Genomic DNA, 26,491 nt, shown 5'->3' with positions numbered 1-26,491 from the left:
TACCTGTACAACAGTACGGCCGCGGCACCCCTGCGGGCACCGCGGCCGGATCTGCCTGACGACTACTTGTCGCCCTCGTCCTCGCCCTTCAGCGCGTCGAGCGCCCGCTGCGTGACCTCGTCCACCGGGCCGAGCGCGGAGATCGTGACCACCAGGCCCTGGGCCTTGTAGTAGTCGATGATCGGCTCGGTCTGCGTGTGGTAGACCTCCAGGCGCGTACGGACCGTGTCCTCGGAGTCGTCGTCGCGCTGGTACAGCTCGCCGCCGCAGACGTCACAGACGCCGTCCTGCTGCGGGGGGCTGTAGGTCACGTGGAAGACATGGCTGGAGTCCTTGCGGCAGATGCGGCGGCCGGCGATGCGCCGGACCACCTCGTCCTCCGGGACCTCCAGGTCCAGGACCGCGTCCAGCTTGATGCCCTCGGTCTTCAGCAGCTCGTCCAGCGCCTCGGCCTGCGACACATTGCGCGGAAACCCGTCCAGGAGGAAGCCGTTGACCGCGTCCGGCTGCTCCATGCGGTCCTTGGCCATCGCGATGGTGACCTCGTCCGGGACCAGGTTGCCCGCGTCCATGTAGGACTTCGCCAGTTTGCCGAGTTCCGTGGCCTGACTGATGTTGGCACGGAAGAGGTCGCCCGTGGAGATGTGCGGGATGTGCAGCGTCTTGGCGAGACGCACAGCCTGCGTTCCCTTACCGGCACCCGGCGGCCCGACGAGGACGATTCGCATCAGCGGAGGAACCCTTCGTAATTGCGCTGCTGGAGCTGGCTCTCGATCTGCTTCACCGTCTCCAGACCGACACCCACGATGATCAGGATGCTGGTGCCACCGAACGGGAAGTTCTGGCTTGCCCCGAAGCCAACCAACGCCATCGTCGGGACGAGAGCGATCAGACCCAAGTACAGCGAACCCGGCCAGGTGATCCGGTTGAGTACGTAGCTCAGGTACTCAGCGGTCGGTCGGCCAGCCCGGATGCCCGGGATGAAGCCACCATACTTCTTCATGTTGTCCGCTACTTCCTCGGGGTTGAACGAGATCGCCACGTAGAAGAACGCGAAGAAAACGATCAGGAGGAAGTACGCGGTGATGTAGATCGGGTGGTCACCCTTGGTCAGGTTCTGCGTCACCCAGGTCTTCCAGGCGGCGTCGCCGCTGGAGAACTGCGCGACCAGAGCCGGGATGTAGAGCAGCGACGACGCGAAGATGACGGGAATCACACCCGCCTGATTGACCTTCAGCGGGATGTAGGTCGACGTACCGCCGTAGGAACGGCGGCCGATCATGCGCTTCGCGTACTGCACGGGAATGCGGCGCTGGGCCTGTTCGACGAAGACCACCAGGCCGACCATCACCAGGCCGACGAGGATGACGGTGCCGAACTCGATCCAGCCGCCGGCCAGCGTGCCCTGCTTCTTGATGGTCCACAGCGCGGAGGGGAAGGTGGCCGCGATCGAGATGAACATCAGGATCGACATGCCGTTGCCGATGCCGCGGTCGGTGATGAGCTCGCCGAGCCACATCACGACGCCGGTGCCGGCGGTCATGGTGACGACCATGGTGATGGTCGTGAAGATGGCGCGGTCGGGGACGATGCTCGTCGCGACCGTGCAGCCGGAGAAGAGGGCGCCGCTGCGGGCGGTGGCCACCAGGCCGGTGCCCTGAAGGATGGCGAGTGCCACGGTCAGATAGCGCGTGTACTGAGTGATCTTCGCCGTACCGGCCTGGCCCTCTTTCTTGAGGGCTTCCAGACGCGGGATCACCACGGTCAGCAGCTGCAGAATGATGCTTGCCGTGATGTACGGCATGATGCCGAGCGCGAAGACCGTGATCTGCAGCAGCGCACCGCCGGAGAACATGTTGACGAGACCGAAGAGGCCCTGGTTGCCGGAGGCCTCGGTCACACACTGCTGTACGGCCGTGTAGTTGACGCCGGGGATCGGAACGTGGGTACCGACCCGGTAGACCACGATGATGCCGAGCGTGAAGAGCAGCTTCTTGCGCAGGTCGGGCGTCCTGAACGCCCGGGCGAACGCGGTGAGCACGGTGCCTCCTGCGACCCCCGCGCGCGTGCGTCAAGGGTGACGGTCTTGAGGTTCGACGAATAAGAACAGTGCAGGCCACCTTACCGGCGACACTGCCCCCGTGGAACGACCAACCGGGGATACCCCGTTATGGGGTATCCCCGGTCGGGATCGCTTATGTCATCGCGCTCAGACGAGCTCGGTGACGGTACCGCCTGCGGCGGTGATCTTCTCCTTGGCGGAACCGGAGACGGCGTCCACCGTCACCTGCAGCGCCACGGAGATCTCGCCCTGGCCGAGCACCTTGACGAGGCTGTTCTTGCGAACGGCACCCTTGGCGACGAGACCCTCTACGGTGACCTCGCCACCCTCGGGGTACAGCGCGCCCAGCTTGTCGAGGTTGACGACCTGGAACTCGGTCTTGAACGGGTTACGGAAACCCTTCAGCTTCGGGAGACGCATGTGGAGGGGCATCTGGCCACCCTCGAAGCGCTCCGGAACCTGGTAACGGGCCTTCGTGCCCTTGGTTCCACGACCGGCCGTCTTACCCTTCGACGCCTCACCACGACCCACACGGGTCTTGGCGGTCTTGGCGCCCGGGGCGGGACGGAGGTTGTGGATCTTGAGCGGGTTATTGTCCGCCATGATCAGTCGACCTCCTCAACCGTCACGAGGTGGCGGACGGTGTGCACCATTCCGCGGAACTCGGGGCGGTCCTCCTTGACGACCACGGTGTTGATCCCCTTGAGACCAAGGGACCGCAGAGTGTCACGGTGGTTCTGCTTGCTGCCGATGTACGACTTCGTCTGTGTGACCTTGAGGCGAGCCATTACGCACCCGCCCCGGCACGTGCACGAAGGAGAGCCGCGGGGGCGACGTCCTCGAGGGGCAGACCGCGGCGGGCCGCGATCTCCTCGGGACGCTGCAGGCCCTTGAGGGCCGCCACGGTCGCGTGCACGATGTTGATCGCGTTGGACGAGCCGAGCGACTTCGACAGGATGTCGTGAACGCCGGCGCACTCGAGTACCGCACGCACCGGGCCACCGGCGATAACGCCGGTACCGGGGGAAGCAGGCTTGAGCAGGACGACGCCCGCGGCCTTCTCACCCGTGATCGGGTGCGGGATGGTGCCCTGGATACGGGGGACCTTGAAGAAGTGCTTCTTGGCCTCTTCAACACCCTTGGCGATCGCGGCCGGCACCTCCTTGGCCTTGCCGTAACCGACACCGACGGTGCCGTCACCGTCGCCCACCACGACGAGCGCGGTGAAGCTGAAGCGACGACCACCCTTGACAACCTTGGCGACGCGGTTGATCGCGACTACGCGCTCAACGTACGCGGTCTTCTCGGCGGCAGCAGCGCCGCCGTCACGGCCCTTCCGGTCCCGCCGCTCGCCGCCACCGGCACCGCTTCCACGGCGCTGGGGTCCAGCCATTGGATTACCTCTCTCTTTCCGCTAGCTACGGAAGCGACTAGAACTTCAGTCCGGCTTCGCGGGCGGCGTCCGCCAGGGCGGCGATGCGCCCCGCGTACTGATTGCCGCCACGGTCGAATACGACAGCCTCGACACCGGCGGCCTTGGCGCGCTCGGCGACCAGGGCGCCGACCGACTTGGCCTGCGCGGACTTGTCGCTCTCGCCGCCGCGGATCGAGGTGTCCAGGGTCGACGCCGACGCCAGGGTGTGACCCTTGATGTCGTCGATGACCTGGGCCACGATGTGGCGGTTGGAGCGGGTCACGACCAGGCGCGGACGCTCAGCCGTACCGGAAATGTGCTTCCGGATGCGGATGTGACGACGCTTGATGGCAGCACGCTTGTAAGCGTCGCCCTTAGCGATCTTCGTACCGTATGCCATGGCTTACTTACCCGCCTTTCCGACCTTGCGCCGGATGACTTCGCCCTCGTACTTGACGCCCTTGGCCTTGTACGGGTCGGGCTTGCGCAGCTTGCGGATGTTGGCCGCAACCTCGCCGACCTTCTGCTTGTCGATGCCCTCGACCGAGAAGTGCGTCGGGTTCTCGACCTTGAACGAGATGCCCTCGGGCGCCTCGACGGTGATCGAGTGGCTGTAGCCGAGAGCGAACTCGAGGTTCGAACCCTTGGCCGCTACGCGGTAACCGACACCACTGATTTCGAGCTTCTTCACGTAACCCTCGGTCACGCCGGTGATCATGTTCGCCACCAGCGTGCGGGACAGGCCGTGCAAGGCCTTGTTCTGACGCTCGTCGTTGGGGCGGGTGACGCTCAGCACGCCGTCCTCACCCTTGGCGATGTCGATCGGCGCTGCGACGGTGTGGGTCAGGGTGCCCTTGGGGCCCTTGACCGAGACCGTACGGCCGTCGATGGTGACGTCCACGCCGGCGGGAACCGTGATGGGGAGCTTGCCAATACGCGACATAGCTTCTTCCGTTTCCCTTCCGCTACCAGACGTAGGCGAGAACTTCTCCGCCTACGCCCTTCTTGCCGGCCTGCTTGTCGGTGAGGAGACCGTGCGACGTGGAGATGATCGCCACGCCGAGGCCACCGAGCACCTTGGGCAGGGAGGTGGACTTCGCGTACACCCGGAGACCGGGCTTGGAGATCCGCTTGATGCCCGCGATGGAGCGCTCACGGTTCGGGCCGAACTTCAGCTCGAGAACGAGGTTCTTGCCGACCTCGGCGTCCTCGACCTTCCAGCCCGTGATGAAGCCCTCCTGCTGGAGGATCTCCGCGATGTGCGACTTGATCTTCGATGCCGGCATCGTCACGGAGTCGTGGTATGCCGAGTTCGCGTTCCGCAGACGCGTAAGCATGTCTGCGATCGGATCAGTCATGGTCATGAATTGGCCTTCGGCCTCTCTCGCCGGGGTTTCCAGGTGCCCATCCCTCTCCTCGATCCGAGACGAGGCGGGTGCGGTGCGGTGGACCTACGGCGTAGTAAGCATTCATTAGCGGACAGGGTCCGCGTGCGTATGGGCGGCAGTCAGGCGCCCAACCCTCCCAGCCTACGCCATGGAGGGGTGGGCACCTGACCGTGCCCTGTGCTTACCGAGAGCTTCGGGAGTCCGGAACTACCGGACTACCAGGAGCTCTTGGTCACGCCCGGCAGCTCGCCACGGTGAGCCATCTCACGAAGGCACACACGGCAGAGGCCGAACTTGCGGTACACGGAGTGCGGGCGGCCGCAGCGCTGGCAGCGGGTGTAGCCACGCACACCGAACTTGGGCTTACGAGCAGCCTTGGCAATCAGAGCCTTCTTCGCCATCTCGCTTACGCCTCCTTGAAGGGGAAGCCGAGGTGACGGAGAAGGGCACGGCCTTCGGCGTCGTTGGTCGCCGTGGTCACCACGGTGATGTCCATACCCCGGACGCGGTCGATCTTGTCCTGGTCGATCTCGTGGAACATGACCTGCTCGGTGAGACCGAAGGTGTAGTTGCCACGACCGTCGAACTGCTTGGGAGACAGACCACGGAAGTCGCGGATGCGCGGAAGCGCGAGCGACAGGGTGCGGTCCAGGAACTCCCACATGCGGTCGCCACGGAGCGTGACGTGGGCACCGATCGGCTGACCCTCGCGCAGCTTGAACTGCGCGATGGACTTGCGGGCCTTGGTGATGGCCGGCTTCTGACCGGTGATCGTGGTCAGGTCACGGACGGCACCGTCCATGAGCTTGGAGTCACGGGCGGCGTCGCCGACACCCATGTTCACCACGATCTTGACGAGGCCGGGGATCTGCATGACGTTCTCGTAGGAGAACTCCTCACGCAGCTTGCCCGCGATCTCCTCGCGGTACTTCGTCTTGAGACGCGGAGTGGTGGTGGTAGTCATCAGATGTCCTCACCCGTCCGCTTGGCAACGCGAACCTTGTTGCCCTCGTCGTCGAAGCGGTAGCCGACACGCGTGACGACCTTGTTGCCGTCCTTCTCAACGACCAGCTGGACGTTGGAGACGTGGATCGGCGCCTCGGTCGTGACGATGCCACCGGCCTGCGAACCCTTGGCGGTGGGGCCTGCCTTGGTGTGCTTCTTGACCCGGTTCACACCCTCGACCAGGACGCGCTCGTCGCGCGGGTAAGCGGCAATGACCTTGCCCTGCTTGCCCTTGTCCTTGCCGGTGATGACCTGAACCGTGTCACCCTTCTTGATCTTCATGCTTACAGCACCTCCGGAGCCAGCGAGATGATCTTCATGAACTTCTTCTCGCGCAGCTCGCGCCCGACCGGGCCGAAGATGCGGGTGCCGCGAGGGTCGCCGTCGTTCTTCAGAATGACGGCGGCGTTCTCGTCGAAGCGGATGTACGAGCCGTCCGGACGGCGGCGCTCCTTGACGGTGCGAACGATGACGGCCTTGACGACGTCACCCTTCTTCACGTTGCCACCGGGGATCGCGTCCTTGACGGTGGCGACGATGACGTCACCGATGCCCGCGTAGCGGCGACCGGAGCCACCGAGCACACGGATGCAAAGGATTTCCTTCGCACCAGTGTTGTCGGCGACGCGCAGTCGCGACTCCTGCTGGATCACGTCTATCTCCTGATCGTCTGCCGGTTCCCCAGGGGCCGTTCAGTGAACGGCCCCTGGAGCCTGGCGGAACTGTCCTGCGGGATTGCCCGCAGGCTGCATTACGTGGAATTCCCTTGCGGGAATTACCTACTTGGCCTTCTCGAGGATCTCGACGATGCGCCAGCGCTTCGTCGCGGACAGCGGGCGCGTCTCCATGAGGAGGACGCGGTCGCCGACGCCTGCGGCGTTCTGCTCGTCGTGGGCCTTGAGCTTGTTCGTACGGCGGATGACCTTGCCGTACAGCGCGTGCTTCACGCGGTCCTCGACGGCGACGACGACGGTCTTGTCCATCTTGTCGCTGACGACGAGACCCTCACGGGTCTTGCGGAAGCCGCGGGATGCGGTCTGCTCTTCAGTCACGTTGCTCTCGCTCATCAGGCGCTCTCCACCGTCTCGATGCCCAGCTCGCGCTCACGCATCAGGGTGTAGATCCGCGCGATGTCCTTGCGGACGGCCTTGAGCCGACCGTGGTTCTCGAGCTGACCGGTCGCCGCCTGGAAGCGGAGGTTGAACAGCTCTTCCTTGGCTTCGCGGAGCTTCGCGAGAAGCTCCTCGTCACCCAGTTCGCGCAGCTCGGACGCCTTGGTACCGGCCGACATCACGCTTCACCTGCCTCGCGCTTGACGATCCGGCACTTCATCGGCAGCTTGTGCGCTGCGCGAGTGAGGGCCTCACGGGCGATCTTCTCGTTGGGGTAGGACAGCTCGAACATGACCCGTCCCGGGTGCACGTTCGCGATCCACCACTCGGGAGAACCCTTACCGGAACCCATGCGGGTCTCGGCAGGCTTCTTCGTGAGCGGGCGGTCCGGGTAGATGTTGATCCAGACCTTGCCGCCACGCTTGATGTGGCGGGTCATCGCGATACGGGCGGCCTCGATCTGGCGGTTCGTCACGTACGCCGGCGTGAGGGCCTGAATGCCGTACTCGCCGAACGAAACCTGCGTACCGCCCTTGGCCTGACCACGACGCTTGGGGTGGTGCTGCTTGCGGTGCTTGACCCTACGGGGGATCAGCATTTCGGTCAGGCCTCCGTTCCGCCAGTAGAAGAGGACGGCGCCTCAGCCGGAGCGGCAGCGGCGGCGGGAGCCTCGGCCTTGGGGGCCTCGGCAGCCGGCGCGGACTGCTGCTGCGGCTTGCGGCCGCGGCCGCCACGCTCGCCACCGCGGCCACCGCCGCGGGCCGGGCGGTCGCCGCCCGCGCCGCCACCGCGCGCCGGGCGGTTACCCGCACGGGCAGCGGCGTTCTCGGCGCGGACCTCGGCGATGTTCTTGACGTCGCCCTTGTAGATCCAGACCTTCACACCGATACGGCCGAAGGTCGTCTTGGCCTCGAAGAAGCCGTAGTCCACGTTCGCGCGGAGCGTGTGCAGGGGCACGCGGCCCTCGCGGTAGAACTCCGAGCGGGACATCTCGGCGCCGCCGAGGCGACCGCCGCACTGGATCTTGATGCCCTTGGCGCCGGCCTTCATCGCCGACTGCATGCTCTTACGCATGGCGCGGCGGAAGGAGACGCGGGAGGAGAGCTGCTCGGCGACGGCCTGCGCGACCAGCTGGGCATCCGTCTCGGGGTTCTTGACCTCGAGGATGTTCAGCTGGACCTGCTTGCCCGTGAGCTTCTCGAGGTCGCCGCGGATGCGGTCGGCCTCGGCGCCACGGCGGCCGATGACGATGCCCGGACGAGCGGTGTGGATGTCCACACGCACGCGGTCACGGGTGCGCTCGATCTCCACCTTCGAGATGCCGGCGCGCTCCATGCCGGACGTCATCATCCGACGGATGGCGACGTCTTCCTTGACGTAGTCCTTGTACAGCTTGTCGGCGTACCACCGGGACTTGAAGTCCGTGGTGATGCCGAGCCGGAACCCGTGCGGGTTAACCTTCTGGCCCATTACCGGGTTCCTTCCTTGCTGCTGACGACCACGGTGATGTGGCTGGTCCGCTTGCGGATCCGGTAGGCACGGCCCTGGGCGCGCGGCCGGAACCGCTTCAGGGTCGGACCCTCGTCGACGTACGCCTCGGAAATGAAGAGGCTGTCGGCGTCGGTGTGGTCGTAGTTGTGCGCGGCGTTGGCAATGGCGCTGTCCAGCACCTTGCCCACCGGCACGCTCGCGGCCTGCGGGGCGAAACGCAGGACCGCCTGAGCCTCCGTGGCGTCCATGCCACGGATGAGGTCCACCACTCGGCGGGCCTTCATGGGCGTGACGCGGATGTACCGCGCCTGGGCCCTGGCTTCCATGGTTGTCCCTTCAGTGTTTGTCATGGTCGTTCACCCCGCGCTAGCGGCGCTTCGACTTCCGGTCGTCCTTGACGTGACCCCGGAAGGTGCGCGTCGGCGAGAACTCGCCGAGCTTGTGGCCGACCATCGACTCGGTGACAAACACCGGGATGTGGGTCTTGCCGTTGTGCACCGCGATCGTGTGGCCGAGCATGGCCGGGACGATCATCGAGCGGCGGGACCAGGTCTTGATGACGTTCTTGGAACCGGCTTCGTTCTGGGCGTCCACCTTCTTGATGAGGTGTCCGTCGACGAAGGGCCCCTTCTTGAGACTGCGCGGCATCTAAACCCGCTCCTAGCGCTTCTTGTTCGTCTTGCGGCGGCGGACGATGTACTTGTTCGAAGCCTTCTTCGGCGAACGAGTACGACCCTCCTTCTGACCCCACGGGGAGACCGGGTGGCGACCACCGGAGGTCTTGCCCTCACCACCACCGTGCGGGTGGTCGACCGGGTTCATCGCCACACCGCGGACGGTCGGGCGGACGCCCAGCCAGCGCTTGCGGCCGGCCTTGCCCCAGTTGATGTTGCTCTGCTCGGCGTTGCCGACCTCGCCGACCGTGGCGCGGCAGCGCTGGTCGACCAGGCGGATCTCACCGGAGGGCATGCGGAGGTGGGCCATCGAGCCCTCCTTCGCGAGCAGCTGCACGGAGGCACCGGCGGAGCGGGCGAACTTGGCGCCGCCACCGGGACGGAGCTCGATCGCGTGGATCGTGGTACCGACCGGGATGTTGCGGAGCGCCAGGTTGTTGCCCGGCTTGATGTCGGCCCCGGGACCGTTCTCGACGCGGTCGCCCTGCGACAGGTTGCGGGGGGCGAGGATGTAGCGCTTCTCGCCGTCCGCGTAGTGCAGCAGCGCGATGCGCGCGGTGCGGTTGGGGTCGTACTCGATGTGCGCGACCTTCGCCGGCACGCCGTCCTTGTCATGGCGACGGAAGTCGATGACTCGGTAGGCGCGCTTGTGTCCGCCACCCTGGTGGCGAACGGTCACACGACCGGCGTTGTTACGGCCGCCCTTGCTGTGCAGCGGGCGGACCAGCGACTTCTCCGGCGTGGACCGCGTGACCTCGACGAAGTCGGCGACGCTGGAGCCACGACGGCCCGGCGTAGTCGGCTTGTACTTGCGGATTCCCATTTCTCAGTCCTCGTCCGATATCGGACGATCCGACCCGCTTACGCGGACGGACCGCCGAAGATGTCGATACGGTCGCCCTCAGCGAGGGTCACGATCGCGCGCTTGGAGCCCGCGCGCTGACCGAAACCGGTCTTGGTGCGCTTGCGCTTGCCCTGGCGGTTGATCGTGTTGACCCCGGTGACCTTGACCGAGAAGACCGCCTGGACGGCCTGCTTGATCTGGGTCTTGTTGGCGCCCGGGGCCACGATGAAGGTGTACTTGCCCTCGTCGAGAAGCGCGTAGCTCTTCTCCGAGACGACCGGCTTCAGCAGCACGTCACGGGGGTCCGTGAACGACTTGCTGATCGGCGTCTCGACAGTGTTCTTGCCCTCGGCCTCGTGACGCTTCGCCTTGGCGACGCGCGCGGCCTTGGCGGCCTTGGCCGCCTTGGAGGCAATGCTCGGGTGACGCGTAGCCATCAGGCTTCGCTCCCTTCGGTGTCAGCGGCCTGGGGGCCAGACACGAAGGACTCGAAAGCGGCCTGGGTGAAGACCACGTCGTCCGAGACGAGTACGTCGTACGTGTTCAGCTGGCCCGGCTCCAGGATGTGGACCTGGGGCAGGTTGCGCGCGGAAAGCAGCGCGGCCTCGTCGGAGCGCTCGATGACCAGGAGCACGTTCTTGCGCTCGCTGACCTTGCCGAGGAAGCTCTTGGCGGCCTTGGTGGAGGGGGTCTCGCCCTCGATCACGCCGGTGACGACGTGGATGCGAGCGTTGCGGGCCCGGTCGGTGAGGGCGTGGCGCAGGGCCGCGGCCTTCATCTTCTTCGGGGTCCGCTGCGAGTAGTCGCGCGGCGTCGGGCCGTGCACGACGCCACCGCCGGCGAACTGCGGGGCGCGGGTCGAACCCTGACGGGCGCGGCCGGTGCCCTTCTGGCGGTACGGCTTCTTACCACCACCGCGGACCTCGCCACGACGCTTGACCTTGTGCGTGCCCTGACGGGCGGCGGCCAGCTGCGCGACGACGACCTGGTGAAGCAGCGGGATGCTGATCTTCTCGACGTCGAAGATCTCGGCCGGGAGCTCTACAGTCCCGGCGGTGTCGCCGGAGGGCGACAGAATGTCAATGGTGCTCATAGTCCTCAGGCCCCCTTGGCCGCGGTGCGGACCAGGACGAGGCCGCCGTTCGGACCAGGAACCGCGCCCTTGATGAGGAGCAGGCCCTTCTCCGCGTCAACGGCGTGAACGGTCAGGTTCTGGGTGGTGACCCGCTCGTTGCCCATACGACCCGCCATGCGGAGGCCCTTGAACACACGGCCCGGGGTGGCACAGCCACCGATGGAGCCGGGAGAGCGGTGCTTGCGCTGGGTGCCGTGTCCGGCGCCGAGGCCCTTGAAGTTGTGACGCTTCATGACACCGGCGAAGCCCTTGCCCTTGCTCTTGCCGGTCACGTCCACCTTGACGCCGGCCTCGAAGGTCGCGGCGGTGATCTCCTGGCCGAGGGTGTACTCGCTGGCGTCAGCGGTACGGATCTCGACGAGGTGACGACGGGGGGTGACATCGGCCTTGGCGAAGTGGCCCTTGAGGGGCTTGTTCACCTTGCGCGGGTCGATCTCGCCGAAGGCGATCTGGACCGACTCGTAGCCGTCGGAGTCATTCGTACGGACCTGGGTCACGACGTTCGGGCCGGCCTTGACGACGGTGACCGGAACAACACGGTTGTTCTCGTCCCACACCTGCGTCATGCCGAGCTTCTCGCCCAGGATGCCCTTGATCTGCTTTGCCATCTTCAGCTCACCGACCCCTAGAGCTTGATCTCGATGTCGACACCGGCCGGGAGGTCGAGTCGCATCAGAGAGTCAACGGTCTTGGGGGTGGGGTCGAGGATGTCGATCAGGCGCTTGTGCGTGCGCATCTCGAAGTGCTCGCGCGAGTCCTTGTACTTGTGCGGCGACTTGATGACGCAGTACACGTTCTTCTCAGTGGGCAGCGGCACCGGGCCCGCGACCGACGCACCAGTGCGCGTCACCGTCTCGACGATCTTCTTCGCCGAGGAGTCGATGACCTCGTGGTCGTAGGCCTTGAGCCGGATGCGGATCTTCTGTCCCGCCATGGCTACTCAGTAGTCCTGTCTCTAGTAACGCTCTGCACCCCGGTATGCCCTTCTGCTCACTTCGATTCCTCCGACCCACGCGGTCGGGTGTGTCGCGCTCTCACCGACACAGAAGTCCCATATACGGAACTTCCCTGCTGGGAAAGCACGGCCCTTCCGGAACCGCAAGCCGAGGGCGAAGAAGCCCACCGGGTGCCTGGCCGGCGCCGCACTGACACTTCCCGAAAGATTCCCGTACGTCCGTCCCAGCGCTGCCGTGAGGCAGTTGGGACGACGAGTACCGTGGGACTCGCTTCCGGTCCTCCCGACGGGAGGCGCGCAGCATCAACACTCGACCGAGCAACTCCGACAGTCTGCCATATGGCGCAGGCGGCTGGCCAATCGGGGCGTAGAGATTACCCCCGGAGTGACGCAGGTCAAACACACGCGCCAGCGACGCCCTCCCGCGAGTTCATCTCCGTGAACAGGAATCAAGTACGCGCATCTTGACGCGCCCATAGCAAGCGCTTACGTTCGCTGACGGAGCGCCGGAAAGCGCTTTCCATCGCATGGAGCTCCTGCACGGAACCCTGGATTCCCTGGTCATGGGACGACCCTGGAGGCAGAACGATGCAAGCGAGACCAGTCATCGCGTGCGTCGGCCTGATGGCCGGCACACTCGTCGCCCTGTCCGGCACCCCCGCACAGGCCGCGAGCGCCACGCAGTACGTGTCACCGACCGGCACCGCGAGCGCGGCCGGCACCCTCTCCGCCCCCACCACCCTCGCCACCGCGATCAGCCGCATCGCGCCCGGCGGCACGATCTACCTGCGCGGCGGGACGTACGCCAACAGCTCGACGATCACGATCCCGGCGGGCGCGGACGGCACGGCGTCCGCCCGCACCACGCTCACCGCCTACAACGGCGAGGCACCGGTCCTCGACTTCTCCGCCCAGAGCGAGAGTTCGTCCAACCGCGGGCTCCAGCTGTACGCCAACTACTGGCACGTCTACGGCCTCACGGTGTCGCACGCGGGCGACAACGGGATCTACGTCGGAGGCAGCAACAACGTCATCGAGCGCACGGTGACGTCGCACAACCGCGACACGGGCCTCCAGCTGGGCCGCATCTCCTCCAGCACGCCGAGCTCGTCCTGGCCCTCGAACAACCTGGTGGTCAGTTCCGAGTCGCACGACAACGCCGACTCGGACGGCGAGGACGCGGACGGCTTCGCGGCGAAGCTGACGACCGGTACGGGGAACGTCTTCCGCTACGACGTCTCCCACAACAACATCGACGACGGCTGGGACCTCTACACCAAGACGGACACGGGAGCGATCGGCCCCGTGACCATCGAATACAGCCTCTCCTACGGCAACGGCACCCTCACCGACGGCAGCCAGAGCGGCGACGGCGACCGCAACGGCTACAAGCTCGGCGGCGACGACATCGCGGTCAACCACGTCGTCCGGCACGACATCGCCTACGGCAACGGCCATCACGGGTTCACCTACAACAGCAACCCGGGCACGATGACGGTCTCCAACAACGTCGGCATCGACAACGCGGAACGCAACTTCTCCTTCGACAAGGGGACGTCGGTGTTCCGTACGAACACGTCGTGCCGGTTCGCGGTCAGCGGCTCGAACGACAAGACAGTGGGCGACGCGGACAGCTCGAACCAGTTCTGGACCGGGACGAACGGGTCCCGGTGCGCGTCGTACAGCGGCGCGCTGGGCTGGTCGTTCACGTCGAGCGGGACGTTGAGGGTGACGTTCGGGGGGACGGTGGTGAACCCGTAGGGGATGGCCCCTATTAGAACGCTGTACGCCACGAAGTCGGTCCAGTTGATCGGCCTCGGCGTCCATGCCAGTCCCGCCCCGCAGGCGCCCGCGTCGGCATCAAGCCCCTCGCCGCCGGCTTCCCGAGGGCACGACCCGAATCGCCCCGTGTTTACGAAGGGGGAGTTCGCGGCGGGGCGGGATTCGGCGTTCGGGCACGCGGTGGAAATGCCCCGCGGGGCGCGCACGCCGACGCGGACCACTGAACAACACTGACCGACAAGGCCCGTCCCGCCGGACACCAACGGACAGGGTGGGGCCTCCTGTTGACCCCTTGATGGCACTTCTTTACATCCACCCGCAAAGCACAAGATGAGTAATTTAATGTGCCCATCGACCGAATAATCCGGTCTGTCGATGGAGGTGTGTATGCGCAAGTGGGCGAAGATCGCTCTTGTGGCAGCCATGGCCTTGGGGGGAATGTCGGGACCGAGCGCGGGAGTCAGTTCCGCGGCGACCAGCTGTTACGGGGGTGCCCGGTCGGCGACCATCGGGCTGCGGTACGGCTTCAACGCGGTCGGGCCGTACTACACGACCAACCGGTGCGCGGACATCAACGTGCGCCTCACGTACGTCCGCTACCAGACGGATGCCCGCTCCTGCCTGGAGCGGGCCAACGGTTCGACGATCGGCTGCAGTGCGTGGAAGCTGCTGCCGTATCCGGGCTGGACGACCCTGTCCACCAACGTGCGGGACAACACCCGCTTCCGCCTGGAGTTCAGGACACAGCCCGGTGAGGTGATCAGCTACCGCGTGGCGTCGTAGCTCAACTCCCGGAGGGGTGCGGGGCCGCGTGGGCTCCGCACCCCAGGGTCTTGAGCGTCGCCGGGAAGTAGGCCCGCATGAACTTCTCGATGTCCTTGCGGTGGGTCTGGTCCGTGAGGGGGATTTGGGGGACTTGGAGGGTGAGGGTGAAGTAGTCGCCGCCGTTGGTTTTGCAGGGGGTGGTCGAGATGGCTCCGTCGGTGCCGACGATTGTCTTGTAGGTGAAGTTGATGGTGCGGGGTTCCGTGATGCGTGAAACGGTTCCAGCGTCCAACGCCAGGTACATGAGATCTGCTTCGGTTTCTTCCCACGAGAAACGGAACTCAAGGACCGGGTCGCTCCCCTCCAACAATGCGCAGGGTGCAGAGATCGCCTCGGAGCGTTCGACTCGGGTGAACTCGTGGAAACCTTTCTCATTCTTCACGAGCGGCTGAGTGAGGGCTGGATCGATACGTGTACCGCAAATCACCTGCGGTACTTCGCGATCAGTGGAGGTCCCACAGGACACCACAAGGGCGGCAAGCGTCAAAGCGGCCAGGCACATGCGGACGTTCACCTGGATTGCTCTCCAGACACTCCTGTTGCCTGCGCAATCCCGTCCCGAGAGGACCTGCTGATCTGCTCTTCGGGGTTGAAGTACGAACCACCCTTCACCGGGTGCAGCTTTCTCCACTCTCCTGCGAGAGCCATCAATTGGCCGTTCCTCTTGGAATAGTCCTGGACGTTCTTATCCGCCTGCTTGTCATCGAGCCTCTTCTGTTCGTCCGCGAGCCATTGATCGGTCACGTAGTCGAACCCCGTCTGCACATCACCACTGACCACAGGGATGTAGCTGATCGCCTTGTCGAAGAACGGCTTGGTCTCGAACTCAGCAACCTTCGGGTCGCCCGCAGCCTGCAAACGCCCCTCCTCCAGGAAGCCCACGGTCCGGCCAGCTCGGATAAGAGAATCAGCCGAGTCCGAGTGATCCTTGTGAATGGCCGACACCATGGCCTGGTTCATCCCGCCGTTCAACGTGCCGTACGCCCCCTCGTCCTTGGACACCTGCTTCACAACCTCGAAGAGCTGATGCTGATCCAAGGGCGACTTAGCCACGGCGACTTCACCCATGGCCGCATGCACCGTATCCCCGTGATTGATAAGCACGTTCGCCATCGGCCCCCGCAACGAAGGCGGGAACTCATCCCCGCTGTCCGAGAGATACGTGAGCGCCGACTTGAACACCGCGTCCTGCGTGGCCCGGTCCCCCTGACGCACCCCGCCCGGATCCGCAGGATCAATCCCCGTGGCCCCCGCCTGCAACGCCGCCCCGAATCCGGCCCGGTCGTCCCCGTCCAGCCGGGGCACATGGTGGCCGCCCTTGGAAACCCCCTCGTCGTTCAGGGTGACATTCCAGTCGCGGTCCTTCATGAGGTACTTCATGTGGACGTCGGAATGCAGATAGCGCGCGGCCTCCGCGGGGTCACGGCTCATGATGCCGAGCATGCCGTCGACGGGGTCGTTGGCGAACCAGCCACCGTCCGCCCCGGCATACGTGCCCTTCACCCGCCAGATCCCGGGATGCTTCTTCTCCGCCGCGATCATGTCCCCGGTGAGATCCTCGACCATCCCCGGGGAGTAACCGTGCCCCTGCCGCATCAGCGTGACGAGGGACTGATAGCCGACCGCCTTGTCCAGGTGGAGGCCCTGCGCGTCCGTGGCGTAGTGCTCGACGCCCGCGTGCCGCATCCCGGCCCGCCACTTCCGGTACCACGCCGACTTCGTGTCCTTCGTCGCCGTGGCGAGCGCGTTCGCCAGACCCGTCTCGATCGCCGAGTACGAGCCGGTCCCCGCCCCGCCCTGGACGTGGATACGGTCGTTCAGCTCGTTGGTGAGCTTGAGCGTGCCGGCGGTGCCGAGGTCGTCCAGGACCATCCGCGAGAACCTCTCGTCCTCGGCGTTGTCACGGAACGACCGTTCCAGCTCAGCGAGTTGAGGTGCCGTCAAGTCACCTCCCCCGCTCAGTTTCCGCAGGTACCCCTCCGCCTCCACCGCCTCGTACACCTCGACGTCACCCACCGCCCGGCCGTTGAACCCCCGCCCACCGGCCAGCAGTTCGGAGTCGACCACCACCCCCGCCAACGCGACCCGGACCCCTTCGTCCGCGTCCGTCACATCGCGCACCGCCTTGGTGATCCGCTCCTGCCACGGCTCTACGGCCTTGGGGTCGCCGGGGGTGTCCGGCTGGTCCGAACCCGGGCTCACCACGCCCGAGTCGGAGACCCGCATGCCCGCTCGGACCGCGTCCCACCGGGCCGCCACCACCCGGCTCCGTAACTCCACGAACCGGTCGTGCGCGTCCCGCAGCAGCGAGGCGATGCCCTTGGCCTCCGTCTGGGCGTACTGGAACTCCTTCAGCGTGGTGTCGAAGCGGACGCTCGCCGCGTCGGCGCTGAGCCCTGTCCACGACGTGCCCATCGAGATGCCGTGCACATCCCGCCGGTACGCCGTCTCCTGTTTCTCGAACTCGCCCGCCATGCCGTCCCAGCGCTCGGCCGCGGTGGTCAGCGCGGCGAGGTCGGTGGTCATGATCTCGTGATACGTCGGCATGCGCCCGGTTGCCCCAATAGTCCTTGTGATGACGGCAGTTCGAAGCCTGGAGTCTCAGTACGTGTCCAACGACGACCGCTCCCGCACCGCCGACCCCACCGCCAGATCCGTGCTCGTCAGCACCGCGTTCCCGCTCCGCAACGCGTCCTTCTCCGCGCCCAGCCGGTCCATCAGGTTCCGTACCTGGTCCGCCCACGCCCCGTGTGCCTTCTTCAGCGCCCCCGAAGTCACCCACCCGTCCCCGTCCCGCGCGGCGAACTCCCGTACGGCGGCGTCGTGTTCGTCGTCAGCCCATCGCCCCGCCGCCCGCGTACCGGGTTCGATGTGGTCCTCGATCGCCCGCGCCGCCGCCCGTTTCTCACCCGGTGAGGACGCCAGCTTCCTCGTTGCCGAGACGCCCGGTTCGCTCGGCACACCCGACACGCTCGACACACTCGGCCCGCCCACTGAGGTCTCCTCGCTACACCCGCCGACTCTCCAACGGCCCCAGGTACAGCGCCGGCAGACCCCCCGTGTCGATCACGAGCCGCTGCAGCACCACCGTCGGGTCCACCATCCAGAACTTCAACCGGTGGACCCCGGCCTTCGTCACGGAGTGTTTCGTCGCCGTCGCGTTGACGTTGTCGGAGGTGTGGCGGGCCCACACGTCGTTCAACAGCCCGTCATCTGCGCCGATGGTGATGTCGACGGTCTGGATCGGACCGGCGTCGAGGGAGACGCCGTAGCGTAGGCCGCCCGTCTGCAACGCAGGGTTACGCGGTGACAGGTACACCCACACCGTCACCTCGCCCCCGGAAACCCCGGAAGTCCTGGACGCCGTGGAAACCCCGGATGCCCCTGACACCCCTGACACCCCGGACACCCCGGAACCCGGCGTCAGCAGCGTCACCTCGTACTCCAGCCGCGGCGACCCCACCCCGCCCGGCGTCTGCCGGGGCAGCGTCACCGGCCACGGTGTCATTCCCGCGCCGGTCCGCCCGATGCCCTCGATACGGCGCCACCCGCCGACCGCCCGGTCGTAGTGCTCGCCGTCGATCGCGACGTACCCGCCCGCCTCCACGAACCCCCGCATTCCCCGCCCCGACGGCCGCTCGGCGACGCAGCCGACCGTGACCGATCCCCCGGCGCCGGTCACCGTCAGCTCCCCCTCGGCCCGTCCGGCCGGTGCCTTCGCCCAGTCCACCCGTACCTCGACCCGCACCTGCCGCTCGACCCGTCCCCGCGGCCGGTCCACGGTCAGCCACGGCACCGACGCCTCGATCCGGTAGTCGAAGGCGGTACGCCCCCGGTTGAACACCTCGACGAACTGCTGCGGCCGCGTCTGATACGGACTGAACGTCGGCAGTACGGCCGCCCCGGCACCCGGCTCGGCGGGCCACGCCGCCTCCGAGCCGTCCACCGCCACCCCGAGCTCCGCCGCCTCCGGCACCTCGATCCGCCGCACCGCCGGGAACAGCACATCCGGCAACGCCACGTTGTCCTTCTCCGGCTGCTGCCACCCGGCGTTGGGCCCGTACCGCTCCACATCCCCGTAGTCGATGTGCGGCTGGGTCTGGAAACCCCGCCATTTCCCGTTCGCCACCGCCGAGTTGAAGCGGTCGGCCAGCGCGAAGTCCGTCTCCAGTCCCGCTTCCGCCGCCTCCGCGAGGTCGTTCGTGGCGGCCCGGCCCTGGGCCGCGTAGAGCAGGTTCGTGAACTCGGCCGCGCGCAGCCCGTAGAGGTTGGCGGTGGCCTGGACCTCGTAGCCGACGAGTTCGAACCACGCGTCCCGCACCCCGGCCGGCAGCCGTCGGCCGATGCGCTCGGCCCGGCGTCCCAGCTCCCGCCACTCCTCCGTGACCCGCTCCAACTCCCGGTGTCCGAAGGCGAAGGGGGTCTGCTGGTCGTCGGTGACCACCCGGCCGTCGACGAGCGTGATCCGCCGGTTCAGCAGCTCCGGTTTGCGGCGCGCCTGCAAGTGTCCGTACGCGGCGAGGACCGAGGCGATCTCCTCGGCCTGTCCGGCGCCGAAGTTCTGCCGGGCGTAACGGAGTTCCCAGGCCGGAAGGTCGTCGGCATCCCAGTCCGCCGGGTTCCAGGCGTAGTCGAGGAAAAACTCGGTCGGCAGTTCGTTCCCCTTCAGGTCGCCGACGTTCGCGACCCACAGCCCGTGGTTCCCGTACGCGTGCGCCGCGTGCAGCTGCTCCCACACGTTCCGCAGGTTCGCCGTGTCCACCCACTTGTAGTTCCGCCCGGCGCCCACGTAGTCGAAGTGGTAGTACAGGCCGAAGCCGCCGGCCCGGTCGGCGTCCGCGGCTTCCGGGTGCTTACGGATGTTCCCCCAGTTGTCGTCCGTGAGGACCACCGTGACGTCGTCCGGTGCCCTCAACCCCCGGTCCCAGTACCGCTGCACCTCCTTGTAGAGCGTCCACACCTGCGGGGTGTCCGCCGCGGGCCGTCCCGTCACCTCCTCGATGATCTGCCGCTGTGCCGCGATGATCTCCTGCATCAGCTCGATGCCGTCGCCGTCGGGGAGGCTGGTGTCGCCGTTGCCGCGCATGCCGAGCGTGACGACGCCCTCGAAGCCCTGGTCGACCATGCGCTGTACTCCGGCCCGCCAATAGGCGCGTATCGCCTGGGAGTTGAGGCGGTACGACCACTCCCCCGTGCCGCCGTACGGATCGTGCCCCGGGGTCACGATCGCACCGGAGGAGTCCCGGACGGCGGCCACGGCGTGCCGGTTCCACTCCTCGATGCCCCGCATCATGGGCGCCTCGTGCGACGTGCCCATGACAATCCCGTACTCCGAGGCCCGCCGGTGGTTCTCCGGGTCGTCCTCCGCGAACGCCCGGCCCCACACCGCCGGCCAGAGGTAGTTCCCCTTCAGCCGCAGCAGCACCTCGAAGACCTTGCCGTAGAAGTCCGCGGTGAAGCCGCCCGGATACCCCGGCGCCTTGCCGGGACCGAAGTACTCTGGCGCCCAGGTCCCCAGCGCCGGGTTCTCGTCGTTGATGAAGAAGCCGCGGTACTTCACCACCGGCGTCCCCTGCGAGTACCGCCCCGGCCGCACCCACACCTCGTCGCGGTGCGCCGGCGGCACGTCGTCCCACCAGTGCCAGGGCGAGACCCCGATGCCGTACGAGACGTCGTAGGCACCGAAGATCGTGCCGCGCGGGTCGCTCCCCGCGATGACGAACGCCCGCTCCACCCCCGGCATCGGCCGCTCGACCACGGTCTGAAGCGAGGTCTCCCACCGGCCCCGCACCCCGGACACGTCCAGTTTCCCGGCGGCGACCAGACCGTCGATCAGCGCGCTGCGCCCGATCGTGCCGACCAGCACCACGTCACGCTCACGCGCGAGCGCGCCGCCGGGGCGTATGCCGGTGACGCGTTCGATGTCGTCCCTCAGGTCCGCCGCCACCCGTACGACTCCGGGGTGATCGCCGGGGTCCACCACGACCGGGGCGCCGACCAGGGGGAAGGCACCCGCCGTACGCGAGAAGGAGAGGTACGGACCCGCGTCCAGGGGCCCCGACGCCGGCGAGGTCACTCCGGACGACAGCACCGGTACCGCGGCGACTCCCGCCCCCAGAACGGCCCTTCGACTGACGGACGCAGCCATGGCACACCCCTCCACACCTCATTTGGTCAGCGGCATGACAAATGGTGGGGCGAGGGGAGGGAGGGGACAACGGGTCGTACCCGACGAATAGTTTCGTAACAGCAAAGAGGCCCGTACGACCGAAGTCGTACGGGCCTCTTCGAGACCTACCGGTCAGAGACCGGTCGGATCAGCCAAGACTACTTGTTGATCTTGGTGACCTGGCCGGCGCCCACCGTGCGACCACCCTCGCGGATGGCGAACTTCAGGCCCTCTTCCATGGCGACGGGCTGGATGAGCGAAACCGTCATCTCAGTGTTGTCGCCCGGCATGACCATCTCGGTACCCTCGGGGAGGGTCACGACGCCGGTCACGTCCGTGGTGCGGAAGTAGAACTGGGGACGGTAGTTGTTGAAGAACGGCGTGTGACGGCCACCCTCGTCCTTGGACAGGATGTACGCCTGGGCCTCGAACTCCGTGTGCGGGGTGACCGAGCCGGGCTTGATGATGACCTGGCCGCGCTCGACGTCCTCGCGCTTGATGCCACGGAGGAGGAGACCGACGTTCTCACCGGCCTGGCCCTCGTCGAGCAGCTTGCGGAACATCTCGATGCCGGTGACCGTGGTGGTGGTCTTCTCCTGCTTGATGCCGATGATGTCAACGGTCTCGTTGACCTTCAGGACACCACGCTCGATACGGCCGGTGACGACCGTACCGCGACCGGTGATCGTGAAGACGTCCTCGACGGGCATGAGGAACGGCTTGTCGACGTCACGCTCGGGGGTCGGGATCGACTCGTCGACGGCGGCCATCAGGTCGAGGACCGTCTGGCCCCACTCCTTGTCGCCCTCGAGAGCCTTGAGCGCCGAGACCTTGACGACCGGAAGGTCGTCGCCCGGGAACTCGTACTCGGAGAGGAGCTCACGGACCTCGAGCTCGACGAGCTCCAGGATCTCCTCGTCGTCCACCATGTCGGCCTTGTTCAGGGCGACGACGATGTACGGAACGCCGACCTGGCGGGCCAGGAGCACGTGCTCCTTGGTCTGCGGCATCGGGCCGTCGGTGGCGGCGACAACGAGGATCGCGCCGTCCATCTGCGCGGCACCCGTGATCATGTTCTTGATGTAGTCCGCGTGACCGGGGCAGTCGACGTGGGCGTAGTGACGCGTCTCGGTCTGGTACTCGACGTGCGCGATCGAGATCGTGATACCGCGCTGGCGCTCCTCAGGAGCCTTGTCGATCTGGTCGAAGGCCGAGGCCTCGTTCAGGTCCGGGTACGCGTCGTGCAGCACCTTGGTAATGGCGGCCGTGAGGGTCGTCTTACCGTGGTCGATGTGACCGATGGTGCCGATGTTGACGTGCGGCTTAGTCCGCTCGAACTTCGCCTTCGCCACTGGGTCCTCCTGTGGAGTGGTTCTGGTACGCCTTACTCATCGGCGCCAGGTGATCTTTGCTGGGATGCCGCCCGCCGGGGTTCTGATCCCGGGTTCCGGGGACGATCTCTCGTCCCGCTGCCGGTCTTCGGACCCCGGCGGTCGGTGTCAAGCCTAAAGCGTGCAAACGGTGTGTGTTACTCGCCCTTGGCCTTCGCGATGATCTCCTCGGCGACGTTCCGGGGAACCTCGGCGTAGGAGTCGAACTGCATCGAGTAGCTTGCGCGACCCGAGGTCTTGCTGCGGAGGTCGCCGACGTAGCCGAACATCTCCGAGAGGGGCACGAGGCCCTTCACGACGCGGGCACCGGCACGCTCCTCCATGGCCTGGATCTGGCCACGGCGGGAGTTGATGTCGCCGATGACGTCACCCATGTAGTCCTCGGGCGTGGTGACCTCGACGGCCATCATCGGCTCAAGGAGCACGGGAGACGCCTTGCGCGCGGCCTCCTTGAAGGCCTGCGAACCGGCGATCTTGAACGCGAGCTCGGAGGAGTCGACCTCGTGGTAGGCACCGTCGAGAAGCGTGATGCGGACACCCGTCATCTCGTACCCGGCGAGGATGCCGAACTGCATGGCCTCCTGCGCACCGGCGTCCACCGACGGGATGTACTCCCGCGGGATACGGCCACCGGTGACCTTGTTCACGAACTCGTACGCCGGACCGTCGGCCTCGGTGATGGGCTCGATCGCGATCTGCACCTTGGCGAACTGACCGGTACCACCGGTCTGCTTCTTGTGGGTGTAGTCCACACGCTCGACGGCCTTGCGGATCGTCTCACGGTACGCGACCTGCGGCTTACCGACGTTGGCCTCGACCTTGAACTCACGGCGCATACGGTCGACCAGCACCTCGAGGTGCAGCTCGCCCATACCACCGATGATGGTCTGGCCGGTCTCCTCGTCCGAGTGGACCTGGAAGGAGGGGTCCTCCTCCGCGAGACGCTGGATGGCCACACCCAGCTTCTCCTGGTCACCCTTGGACTTGGGCTCGATGGCGACCTGAATGACCGGCGCCGGGAAGTCCATGGACTCCAGGATGACCGGGTTCTTGTCGTCGGACAGCGTCTCACCGGTGGTGGTCTGCTTCAGGCCCATGACGGCGACGATGTCGCCGGCGCCCACCGACTCGATCTCCTCACGCTTGTTCGCGTGCATGCGGTAGATCTTGCCGATGCGCTCCTTCTTGCCCTTGACCGAGTTCAGCACTGCCGAACCCGCCTCCAGGCGGCCCGAGTAGACCCGGACGAAGGTGAGCTTGCCCAGGTGCGGGTCGCTCATGATCTTGAACGCGAGCGCGGACAGCGGCTCGTCCACGGACGGCTTGCGCTTGACGACGACCTCGGGGTCCTTGACGTCGTGGCCCTCGATGGCCTCGACGTCCAGGGGGGTCGGGAGGTAGCGCACGACCGCGTCGAGCAGGGGCTGGACGCCCTTGTTCTTGAACGCGGTGCCACAGAACACCGGGGTGACCGTGACGCCCTTGGACTTGCCGGACGCGATGGTGACGCGACGGATCGCGGCGTACAGCTGCTCCTCGGTGGGCTCGACGCCCTCCAGGAACAGCTCCATGATCTCGTCGTCGTTCTCGGCGACGGCCTCGACCAGCTTGCCGCGGTACTCCTCGGCGGCCTCGGCGTGCGTGGCCGGGATGTCGACGACGTCGTACATCTCGCCCTTCGCCGCCTCGGCGGACCACACGAGCGCCTTCATGCGGACCAGGTCCACAACGCCCTTGAAGTCCATCTCGGCACCGATCGGAAGCTGCATGATCAGCGGAACCGCACCGAGGCGGTCCTTGATCATGTCGACGCAGCGGTGGAACTCCGCGCCGGTCCGGTCGAGCTTGTTCACGAAGCAGATGCGCGGCACGCCGTAACGGTCGGCCTGACGCCACACCGTCTCGGACTGCGGCTCAACGCCGGCGACACCGTCGAACACCGTGACGGCACCGTCGAGGACGCGCAGCGAACGCTCCACCTCGACGGTGAAGTCGACGTGCCCCGGGGTGTCGATGATGTTGATGGTGTAGTCGTCGTCCTCGAGCGGCCAGTGACAGGTGGTGGCAGCAGAGGTGATCGTGATGCCACGCTCCTGCTCCTGCTCCATCCAGTCCATGGTGGCGGCGCCGTCGTGGACTTCACCGATCTTGTAGCTGACGCCGGTGTAGAAGAGGATCCGCTCAGTGGTGGTCGTCTTGCCCGCGTCGATGTGGGCCATGATCCCAATGTTGCGGACCTTGGCCAGGTCAAGTGAAGTGGTAGCCATAAGGCTTCAGTCTTCTCTCGGTCTCGATGGGGTCTGCGACTACCAGCGGTAGTGCGCGAAGGCCTTGTTGGACTCGGCCATCTTGTGGGTGTCCTCGCGCTTCTTGACGGCCGCACCGAGGCCGTTCGAAGCGTCGAGAAGCTCGTTGAGCAGACGCTCGGTCATGGTCTTCTCGCGACGGGCGCGGGAGTAGCCGACCAGCCAGCGGAGCGCGAGCGTGTTGGCGCGACCGGGCTTGACCTCGATCGGAACCTGGTACGTGGCGCCACCGACACGGCGGGACTTGACCTCAAGCGTGGGCTTGATGTTCTCCAGCGCGCGCTTCAGCGTGATGACCGGGTCGTTGCTGGTCTTCTCGCGCAGGCCCTCCATGGCGCCGTACACGATGCGCTCGGCGGTGGAGCGCTTGCCGTTCAGCAGCACCTTGTTGATCAGGGAGGTGACAAGAGGAGAACCGTAGACCGGGTCGATGATGACCGGGCGCTTCGGGGCGGGGCCCTTACGAGGCATTTTCTACTTCTCCTTCTTGGCGCCGTAGCGGCTGCGGGCCTGCTTGCGGTTCTTCACACCCTGGGTGTCAAGCGAACCGCGGATGATCTTGTAGCGAACACCGGGCAGGTCCTTCACACGGCCGCCGCGCACGAGCACGATGGAGTGCTCCTGCAGGTTGTGTCCCTCACCCGGAATGTAAGCGGTGACCTCGATCCCGCTGGTCAGACGCACACGCGCGACCTTACGCAGGGCCGAGTTCGGCTTCTTCGGGGTGGTCGTGAACACACGCGTGCAGACGCCACGACGCTGAGGGGAACCCTCGAGTGCGGGCGTCTTGTTCTTCTCGACCTTGTCCTGCCGGCCCTTCCGGACCAGCTGCTGGATCGTAGGCACTACTTCTCCGGTTTCTGTGTGCCGATGGTGAAGCTAACCTGGAACGTCACCGACCCACGCGGTCGGGTGTGTCGAATCCCGCAGACTTTCGCCGGTGAGCAAAAGGGGCGCAGATTGCGGTGGCCAGTGACGGCTCCCTTAGTGCGGTTCAAGGCACGCACGAGAGCCAGGGCACACCCCAGGCACAAGGTCTGAGCGTACCTACCTCATTCGCTGCGGTCAAAACAAATGGGTGGCACCCACGGCTCGGCACGGGACATGCCGAAGCCGGACCCCCTCAGCGATCTTCGATTCTACGGCGACCGCCCCTCACGGGGAGCTGGCGGCGGCCACGATCAGGAGCAGCAGCATCAGGGTCCAGCCGGTGAGCGCGAGCCAGCCGAAGACCAGTCCGGTCAGCGCTAACCCGTCGCCGCCCTCGTGGGTCCTGCGTATCTCGGCGCGGGCGGTGTGGCCGAGGATCGCCGCGGGGATGCCGGTGAGGCCGATCGTCGGCACGGTGAGCAGCCCGCAGACCAGGGAGCCGACCGCCTTGCCGTTGGTCGGCTGGACCGGGGGCGGCAGGAACGTCGGAGGCACCGGGCGGAAACCTGCCTGCGGCCCCTGGTACACCGGCGCCGCCAGCGGACCCTGGGGCAGATCGGCGACCAGGAGCATCAACTCGCCCACGGTCCGGGAGTCGTAGGCCCGCGCGACCCGCTTCTCCAGCTCGTCCTCGCGCAGCCGCCCCTCGGCGAAGCCGGCCCGGAGCACGTCCACCGTCCGCTCCCGGTCGGCGGTCGCGGCCAGCATCGACGCCCCGCTCTGCCCCTGCCAGGGCTGCGGCGACCCCTGCCCCTGCCCCTGCCCCTGCCCCTGCCCCTGCCACGGTGTCGGGTACGACACAGAGCACCTCCCCCGGCGCCGGAGACCGAATGCCTTCATCATGCTCCAACGCACAGAAAACGGCACCGGTTCCCTCCGGGGGTACAAAGGGGCCGCCCCCGGTTCCCTGTTAGAGGGGCGGGGGCGGCCGAGATAGAGGGGAGCGGGGGTTGCCGGCGTTGAGGGGAGCGCGGCCGACGACGTAGAGGGGGGTGGGGGCGGCCCCTT

33 protein-coding genes and 1 pseudogene are annotated in these 26,491 nt (G+C 66.6%); 2 read left to right on the top strand and 32 right to left on the bottom strand.

Going from position 1 to position 26,491, the window contains the following annotated elements:
• Positions 1–62: 62 nt before the first annotated feature.
• The 23 genes from ACIRB1_RS31090 to rpsJ form a co-directional block, all read right to left on the bottom strand.
• Positions 63–728, bottom strand: coding sequence for an adenylate kinase (locus tag ACIRB1_RS31090; protein ID WP_352184891.1), 666 nt, complete (start codon positions 726–728; stop codon positions 63–65).
• Positions 728–2,041, bottom strand: a complete 1,314-nt coding sequence (gene secY / locus ACIRB1_RS31085; RefSeq protein WP_328831007.1) for a preprotein translocase subunit SecY — start codon at positions 2,039–2,041, stop codon at positions 728–730. Before secY ends, ACIRB1_RS31090 begins: the two co-directional genes overlap by 1 nt.
• 168 nt (positions 2,042–2,209) lie before the next feature.
• Positions 2,210–2,665, bottom strand: a complete 456-nt coding sequence (gene rplO / locus ACIRB1_RS31080) for a 50S ribosomal protein L15 (protein ID WP_352184890.1) — start codon at positions 2,663–2,665, stop codon at positions 2,210–2,212.
• A gap of 2 nt (positions 2,666–2,667) precedes the next feature.
• Positions 2,668–2,850, bottom strand: a complete 183-nt coding sequence (rpmD, locus tag ACIRB1_RS31075) for a 50S ribosomal protein L30 (RefSeq protein ID WP_006376032.1) — start codon at positions 2,848–2,850, stop codon at positions 2,668–2,670.
• Positions 2,850–3,455, bottom strand: coding sequence for a 30S ribosomal protein S5 (gene rpsE / locus ACIRB1_RS31070; RefSeq protein ID WP_006376045.1), 606 nt, complete (start codon positions 3,453–3,455; stop codon positions 2,850–2,852). Before rpsE ends, rpmD begins: the two co-directional genes overlap by 1 nt.
• Positions 3,456–3,492: 37 nt before the next feature.
• Positions 3,493–3,876: a 50S ribosomal protein L18 gene (gene rplR, locus ACIRB1_RS31065; RefSeq protein WP_019055526.1), complete on the bottom strand. Its 384-nt coding sequence runs from the start codon at positions 3,874–3,876 to the stop codon at positions 3,493–3,495.
• Positions 3,877–3,879: 3 nt separating this feature from the next.
• Positions 3,880–4,419 carry a 50S ribosomal protein L6 gene (gene rplF, locus ACIRB1_RS31060; protein ID WP_318018230.1) on the bottom strand — a complete coding sequence of 180 codons (540 nt, stop codon included), beginning with the start codon at positions 4,417–4,419 and terminating at the stop codon, positions 3,880–3,882.
• Between the two features lie 22 nt (positions 4,420–4,441).
• Entirely contained in the window at positions 4,442–4,840 is a 399-nt protein-coding gene (gene rpsH, locus ACIRB1_RS31055; RefSeq protein WP_013001411.1) for a 30S ribosomal protein S8, read from the bottom strand.
• 239 nt (positions 4,841–5,079) lie between these two features.
• The gene (locus tag ACIRB1_RS31050) at positions 5,080–5,265 is read right to left on the bottom strand and encodes a type Z 30S ribosomal protein S14 (RefSeq protein ID WP_003948630.1); all 186 of its coding nucleotides are present in this window, start codon (positions 5,263–5,265) and stop codon (positions 5,080–5,082) included.
• Positions 5,266–5,270: 5 nt separating this feature from the next.
• Entirely contained in the window at positions 5,271–5,828 is a 558-nt protein-coding gene (gene rplE, locus ACIRB1_RS31045) for a 50S ribosomal protein L5 (protein ID WP_019072280.1), read from the bottom strand.
• A complete protein-coding gene (rplX, locus tag ACIRB1_RS31040) occupies positions 5,828–6,151 on the bottom strand; it encodes a 50S ribosomal protein L24 (RefSeq protein ID WP_019072281.1) in 324 nt (107 codons plus the stop codon). Before rplX ends, rplE begins: the two co-directional genes overlap by 1 nt.
• 2 nt (positions 6,152–6,153) lie before the next feature.
• Complete coding sequence (gene rplN / locus ACIRB1_RS31035) at positions 6,154–6,522, bottom strand: 50S ribosomal protein L14 (RefSeq protein WP_003998823.1); 369 nt, start codon at positions 6,520–6,522, stop codon at positions 6,154–6,156.
• A 126-nt stretch (positions 6,523–6,648) separates the two neighbouring features.
• Entirely contained in the window at positions 6,649–6,936 is a 288-nt protein-coding gene (rpsQ, locus tag ACIRB1_RS31030) for a 30S ribosomal protein S17 (protein WP_019072282.1), read from the bottom strand.
• Positions 6,936–7,160 (bottom strand): 50S ribosomal protein L29, encoded by a 225-nt coding sequence (gene rpmC, locus ACIRB1_RS31025; protein ID WP_003998824.1) that lies wholly within the window; start codon positions 7,158–7,160, stop codon positions 6,936–6,938. Before rpmC ends, rpsQ begins: the two co-directional genes overlap by 1 nt.
• A complete protein-coding gene (gene rplP / locus ACIRB1_RS31020; protein WP_010986348.1) occupies positions 7,160–7,579 on the bottom strand; it encodes a 50S ribosomal protein L16 in 420 nt (139 codons plus the stop codon). Before rplP ends, rpmC begins: the two co-directional genes overlap by 1 nt.
• 5 nt (positions 7,580–7,584) lie before the next feature.
• The gene (gene rpsC / locus ACIRB1_RS31015; protein WP_352184889.1) at positions 7,585–8,451 is read right to left on the bottom strand and encodes a 30S ribosomal protein S3; all 867 of its coding nucleotides are present in this window, start codon (positions 8,449–8,451) and stop codon (positions 7,585–7,587) included.
• Complete coding sequence (gene rplV, locus ACIRB1_RS31010) at positions 8,451–8,798, bottom strand: 50S ribosomal protein L22 (RefSeq protein WP_003974262.1); 348 nt, start codon at positions 8,796–8,798, stop codon at positions 8,451–8,453. Before rplV ends, rpsC begins: the two co-directional genes overlap by 1 nt.
• Before the next feature lie 40 nt (positions 8,799–8,838).
• A complete protein-coding gene (gene rpsS, locus ACIRB1_RS31005) occupies positions 8,839–9,120 on the bottom strand; it encodes a 30S ribosomal protein S19 (RefSeq protein WP_019072284.1) in 282 nt (93 codons plus the stop codon).
• A gap of 12 nt (positions 9,121–9,132) precedes the next feature.
• The gene (rplB, locus tag ACIRB1_RS31000; RefSeq protein ID WP_093824855.1) at positions 9,133–9,969 is read right to left on the bottom strand and encodes a 50S ribosomal protein L2; all 837 of its coding nucleotides are present in this window, start codon (positions 9,967–9,969) and stop codon (positions 9,133–9,135) included.
• Between the two features lie 38 nt (positions 9,970–10,007).
• Positions 10,008–10,427 (bottom strand): 50S ribosomal protein L23, encoded by a 420-nt coding sequence (gene rplW / locus ACIRB1_RS30995; RefSeq protein WP_266769358.1) that lies wholly within the window; start codon positions 10,425–10,427, stop codon positions 10,008–10,010.
• A complete protein-coding gene (rplD, locus tag ACIRB1_RS30990; RefSeq protein ID WP_328831004.1) occupies positions 10,427–11,083 on the bottom strand; it encodes a 50S ribosomal protein L4 in 657 nt (218 codons plus the stop codon). Before rplD ends, rplW begins: the two co-directional genes overlap by 1 nt.
• Before the next feature lie 5 nt (positions 11,084–11,088).
• On the bottom strand, positions 11,089–11,733 hold the full coding sequence (rplC, locus tag ACIRB1_RS30985) for a 50S ribosomal protein L3 (RefSeq protein ID WP_019072287.1): 645 nt from the start codon (positions 11,731–11,733) through the stop codon (positions 11,089–11,091).
• Positions 11,734–11,750: 17 nt separating this feature from the next.
• The gene (gene rpsJ, locus ACIRB1_RS30980; RefSeq protein ID WP_003948644.1) at positions 11,751–12,059 is read right to left on the bottom strand and encodes a 30S ribosomal protein S10; all 309 of its coding nucleotides are present in this window, start codon (positions 12,057–12,059) and stop codon (positions 11,751–11,753) included.
• Positions 12,060–12,758: 699 nt separating this feature from the next.
• On the opposite strand from rpsJ, the pseudogene ACIRB1_RS30975 reads away from it, so the two are divergent.
• Both ACIRB1_RS30975 and ACIRB1_RS30970 read left to right on the top strand, forming a co-directional pair.
• Positions 12,759–13,841 (top strand): annotated as a pseudogene (locus ACIRB1_RS30975) (right-handed parallel beta-helix repeat-containing protein); the annotation flags it as partial.
• Between the two features lie 408 nt (positions 13,842–14,249).
• Positions 14,250–14,645 carry a hypothetical protein gene (locus tag ACIRB1_RS30970; RefSeq protein WP_403467729.1) on the top strand — a complete coding sequence of 132 codons (396 nt, stop codon included), beginning with the start codon at positions 14,250–14,252 and terminating at the stop codon, positions 14,643–14,645.
• A gap of 1 nt (position 14,646) precedes the next feature.
• On the opposite strand, the gene ACIRB1_RS30965 is transcribed toward ACIRB1_RS30970, so the two are convergent.
• The 9 genes from ACIRB1_RS30965 to ACIRB1_RS30925 form a co-directional block, all read right to left on the bottom strand.
• On the bottom strand, positions 14,647–15,201 hold the full coding sequence (locus tag ACIRB1_RS30965; RefSeq protein ID WP_403467728.1) for a hypothetical protein: 555 nt from the start codon (positions 15,199–15,201) through the stop codon (positions 14,647–14,649).
• Complete coding sequence (locus tag ACIRB1_RS30960) at positions 15,198–17,213, bottom strand: hypothetical protein (protein ID WP_403467727.1); 2,016 nt, start codon at positions 17,211–17,213, stop codon at positions 15,198–15,200. The genes ACIRB1_RS30965 and ACIRB1_RS30960 overlap by 4 nt, the downstream gene beginning before the upstream one ends.
• 75 nt (positions 17,214–17,288) lie before the next feature.
• Complete coding sequence (locus ACIRB1_RS30955) at positions 17,289–17,681, bottom strand: hypothetical protein (protein WP_352184886.1); 393 nt, start codon at positions 17,679–17,681, stop codon at positions 17,289–17,291.
• 13 nt (positions 17,682–17,694) lie between these two features.
• Positions 17,695–20,835 carry a glycosyl hydrolase 115 family protein gene (locus ACIRB1_RS30950; RefSeq protein ID WP_403467726.1) on the bottom strand — a complete coding sequence of 1,047 codons (3,141 nt, stop codon included), beginning with the start codon at positions 20,833–20,835 and terminating at the stop codon, positions 17,695–17,697.
• A 179-nt stretch (positions 20,836–21,014) separates the two neighbouring features.
• A complete protein-coding gene (gene tuf, locus ACIRB1_RS30945) occupies positions 21,015–22,208 on the bottom strand; it encodes an elongation factor Tu (protein WP_019072299.1) in 1,194 nt (397 codons plus the stop codon).
• Between the two features lie 176 nt (positions 22,209–22,384).
• Positions 22,385–24,514, bottom strand: a complete 2,130-nt coding sequence (gene fusA, locus ACIRB1_RS30940; protein ID WP_328830998.1) for an elongation factor G — start codon at positions 24,512–24,514, stop codon at positions 22,385–22,387.
• 39 nt (positions 24,515–24,553) lie between these two features.
• Positions 24,554–25,024, bottom strand: a complete 471-nt coding sequence (rpsG, locus tag ACIRB1_RS30935) for a 30S ribosomal protein S7 (protein ID WP_005481264.1) — start codon at positions 25,022–25,024, stop codon at positions 24,554–24,556.
• 3 nt (positions 25,025–25,027) lie between these two features.
• Positions 25,028–25,399, bottom strand: a complete 372-nt coding sequence (gene rpsL, locus ACIRB1_RS30930; RefSeq protein WP_003948652.1) for a 30S ribosomal protein S12 — start codon at positions 25,397–25,399, stop codon at positions 25,028–25,030.
• Between the two features lie 309 nt (positions 25,400–25,708).
• Positions 25,709–26,284, bottom strand: coding sequence for a DUF1707 and DUF4190 domain-containing protein (locus tag ACIRB1_RS30925; protein WP_403467725.1), 576 nt, complete (start codon positions 26,282–26,284; stop codon positions 25,709–25,711).
• Positions 26,285–26,491: the final 207 nt, after the last annotated feature.

The organism is Streptomyces sp. NPDC096013, assembly GCF_044763565.1.
Classification (GTDB): domain Bacteria; phylum Actinomycetota; class Actinomycetes; order Streptomycetales; family Streptomycetaceae; genus Streptomyces.
The sequence above is the reverse complement of the archived record's forward strand: the minus strand, read 5'-3'. Positions and strand labels throughout refer to the sequence as shown.

Excerpts from the sequence above, each read along its gene's own strand:
- rpmC (WP_003998824.1), bottom strand. The coding sequence starts at position 7,160 with ATGTCGGCCGGTACCAAGGCGTCCGAGCTGCGCGAACTGGGTGACGAG.
- rplB (WP_093824855.1), bottom strand. The coding sequence starts at position 9,969 with ATGGGAATCCGCAAGTACAAGCCGACTACGCCGGGCCGTCGTGGCTCC.
- ACIRB1_RS31050 (WP_003948630.1), bottom strand. The coding sequence starts at position 5,265 with ATGGCGAAGAAGGCTCTGATTGCCAAGGCTGCTCGTAAGCCCAAGTTC.
- ACIRB1_RS31090 (WP_352184891.1), bottom strand. The coding sequence starts at position 728 with ATGCGAATCGTCCTCGTCGGGCCGCCGGGTGCCGGTAAGGGAACGCAG.
- rplX (WP_019072281.1), bottom strand. The coding sequence starts at position 6,151 with ATGAAGATCAAGAAGGGTGACACGGTTCAGGTCATCACCGGCAAGGAC.
- rplE (WP_019072280.1), bottom strand. The coding sequence starts at position 5,828 with ATGACTACCACCACCACTCCGCGTCTCAAGACGAAGTACCGCGAGGAG.
- ACIRB1_RS30960 (WP_403467727.1), bottom strand. The coding sequence starts at position 17,213 with ATGACCACCGACCTCGCCGCGCTGACCACCGCGGCCGAGCGCTGGGAC.
- fusA (WP_328830998.1), bottom strand. The coding sequence starts at position 24,514 with ATGGCTACCACTTCACTTGACCTGGCCAAGGTCCGCAACATTGGGATC.
- ACIRB1_RS30970 (WP_403467729.1), top strand. The coding sequence starts at position 14,250 with ATGCGCAAGTGGGCGAAGATCGCTCTTGTGGCAGCCATGGCCTTGGGG.
- rplP (WP_010986348.1), bottom strand. The coding sequence starts at position 7,579 with ATGCTGATCCCCCGTAGGGTCAAGCACCGCAAGCAGCACCACCCCAAG.
- rpsS (WP_019072284.1), bottom strand. The coding sequence starts at position 9,120 with ATGCCGCGCAGTCTCAAGAAGGGGCCCTTCGTCGACGGACACCTCATC.
- rpmD (WP_006376032.1), bottom strand. The coding sequence starts at position 2,850 with ATGGCTCGCCTCAAGGTCACACAGACGAAGTCGTACATCGGCAGCAAG.
- ACIRB1_RS30950 (WP_403467726.1), bottom strand. The coding sequence starts at position 20,835 with ATGGCTGCGTCCGTCAGTCGAAGGGCCGTTCTGGGGGCGGGAGTCGCC.
- rpsH (WP_013001411.1), bottom strand. The coding sequence starts at position 4,840 with ATGACCATGACTGATCCGATCGCAGACATGCTTACGCGTCTGCGGAAC.
- rplC (WP_019072287.1), bottom strand. The coding sequence starts at position 11,733 with ATGGCAAAGCAGATCAAGGGCATCCTGGGCGAGAAGCTCGGCATGACG.
- rplR (WP_019055526.1), bottom strand. The coding sequence starts at position 3,876 with ATGGCATACGGTACGAAGATCGCTAAGGGCGACGCTTACAAGCGTGCT.
- rpsC (WP_352184889.1), bottom strand. The coding sequence starts at position 8,451 with ATGGGCCAGAAGGTTAACCCGCACGGGTTCCGGCTCGGCATCACCACG.
- rplO (WP_352184890.1), bottom strand. The coding sequence starts at position 2,665 with ATGGCGGACAATAACCCGCTCAAGATCCACAACCTCCGTCCCGCCCCG.
- rplD (WP_328831004.1), bottom strand. The coding sequence starts at position 11,083 with ATGAGCACCATTGACATTCTGTCGCCCTCCGGCGACACCGCCGGGACT.
- rpsE (WP_006376045.1), bottom strand. The coding sequence starts at position 3,455 with ATGGCTGGACCCCAGCGCCGTGGAAGCGGTGCCGGTGGCGGCGAGCGG.
- rplF (WP_318018230.1), bottom strand. The coding sequence starts at position 4,419 with ATGTCGCGTATTGGCAAGCTCCCCATCACGGTTCCCGCCGGCGTGGAC.
- rpsJ (WP_003948644.1), bottom strand. The coding sequence starts at position 12,059 with ATGGCGGGACAGAAGATCCGCATCCGGCTCAAGGCCTACGACCACGAG.
- rplV (WP_003974262.1), bottom strand. The coding sequence starts at position 8,798 with ATGGAAGCCAGGGCCCAGGCGCGGTACATCCGCGTCACGCCCATGAAG.
- rplW (WP_266769358.1), bottom strand. The coding sequence starts at position 10,427 with ATGGCTACGCGTCACCCGAGCATTGCCTCCAAGGCGGCCAAGGCCGCC.
- rpsQ (WP_019072282.1), bottom strand. The coding sequence starts at position 6,936 with ATGAGCGAGAGCAACGTGACTGAAGAGCAGACCGCATCCCGCGGCTTC.
- rpsG (WP_005481264.1), bottom strand. The coding sequence starts at position 25,024 with ATGCCTCGTAAGGGCCCCGCCCCGAAGCGCCCGGTCATCATCGACCCG.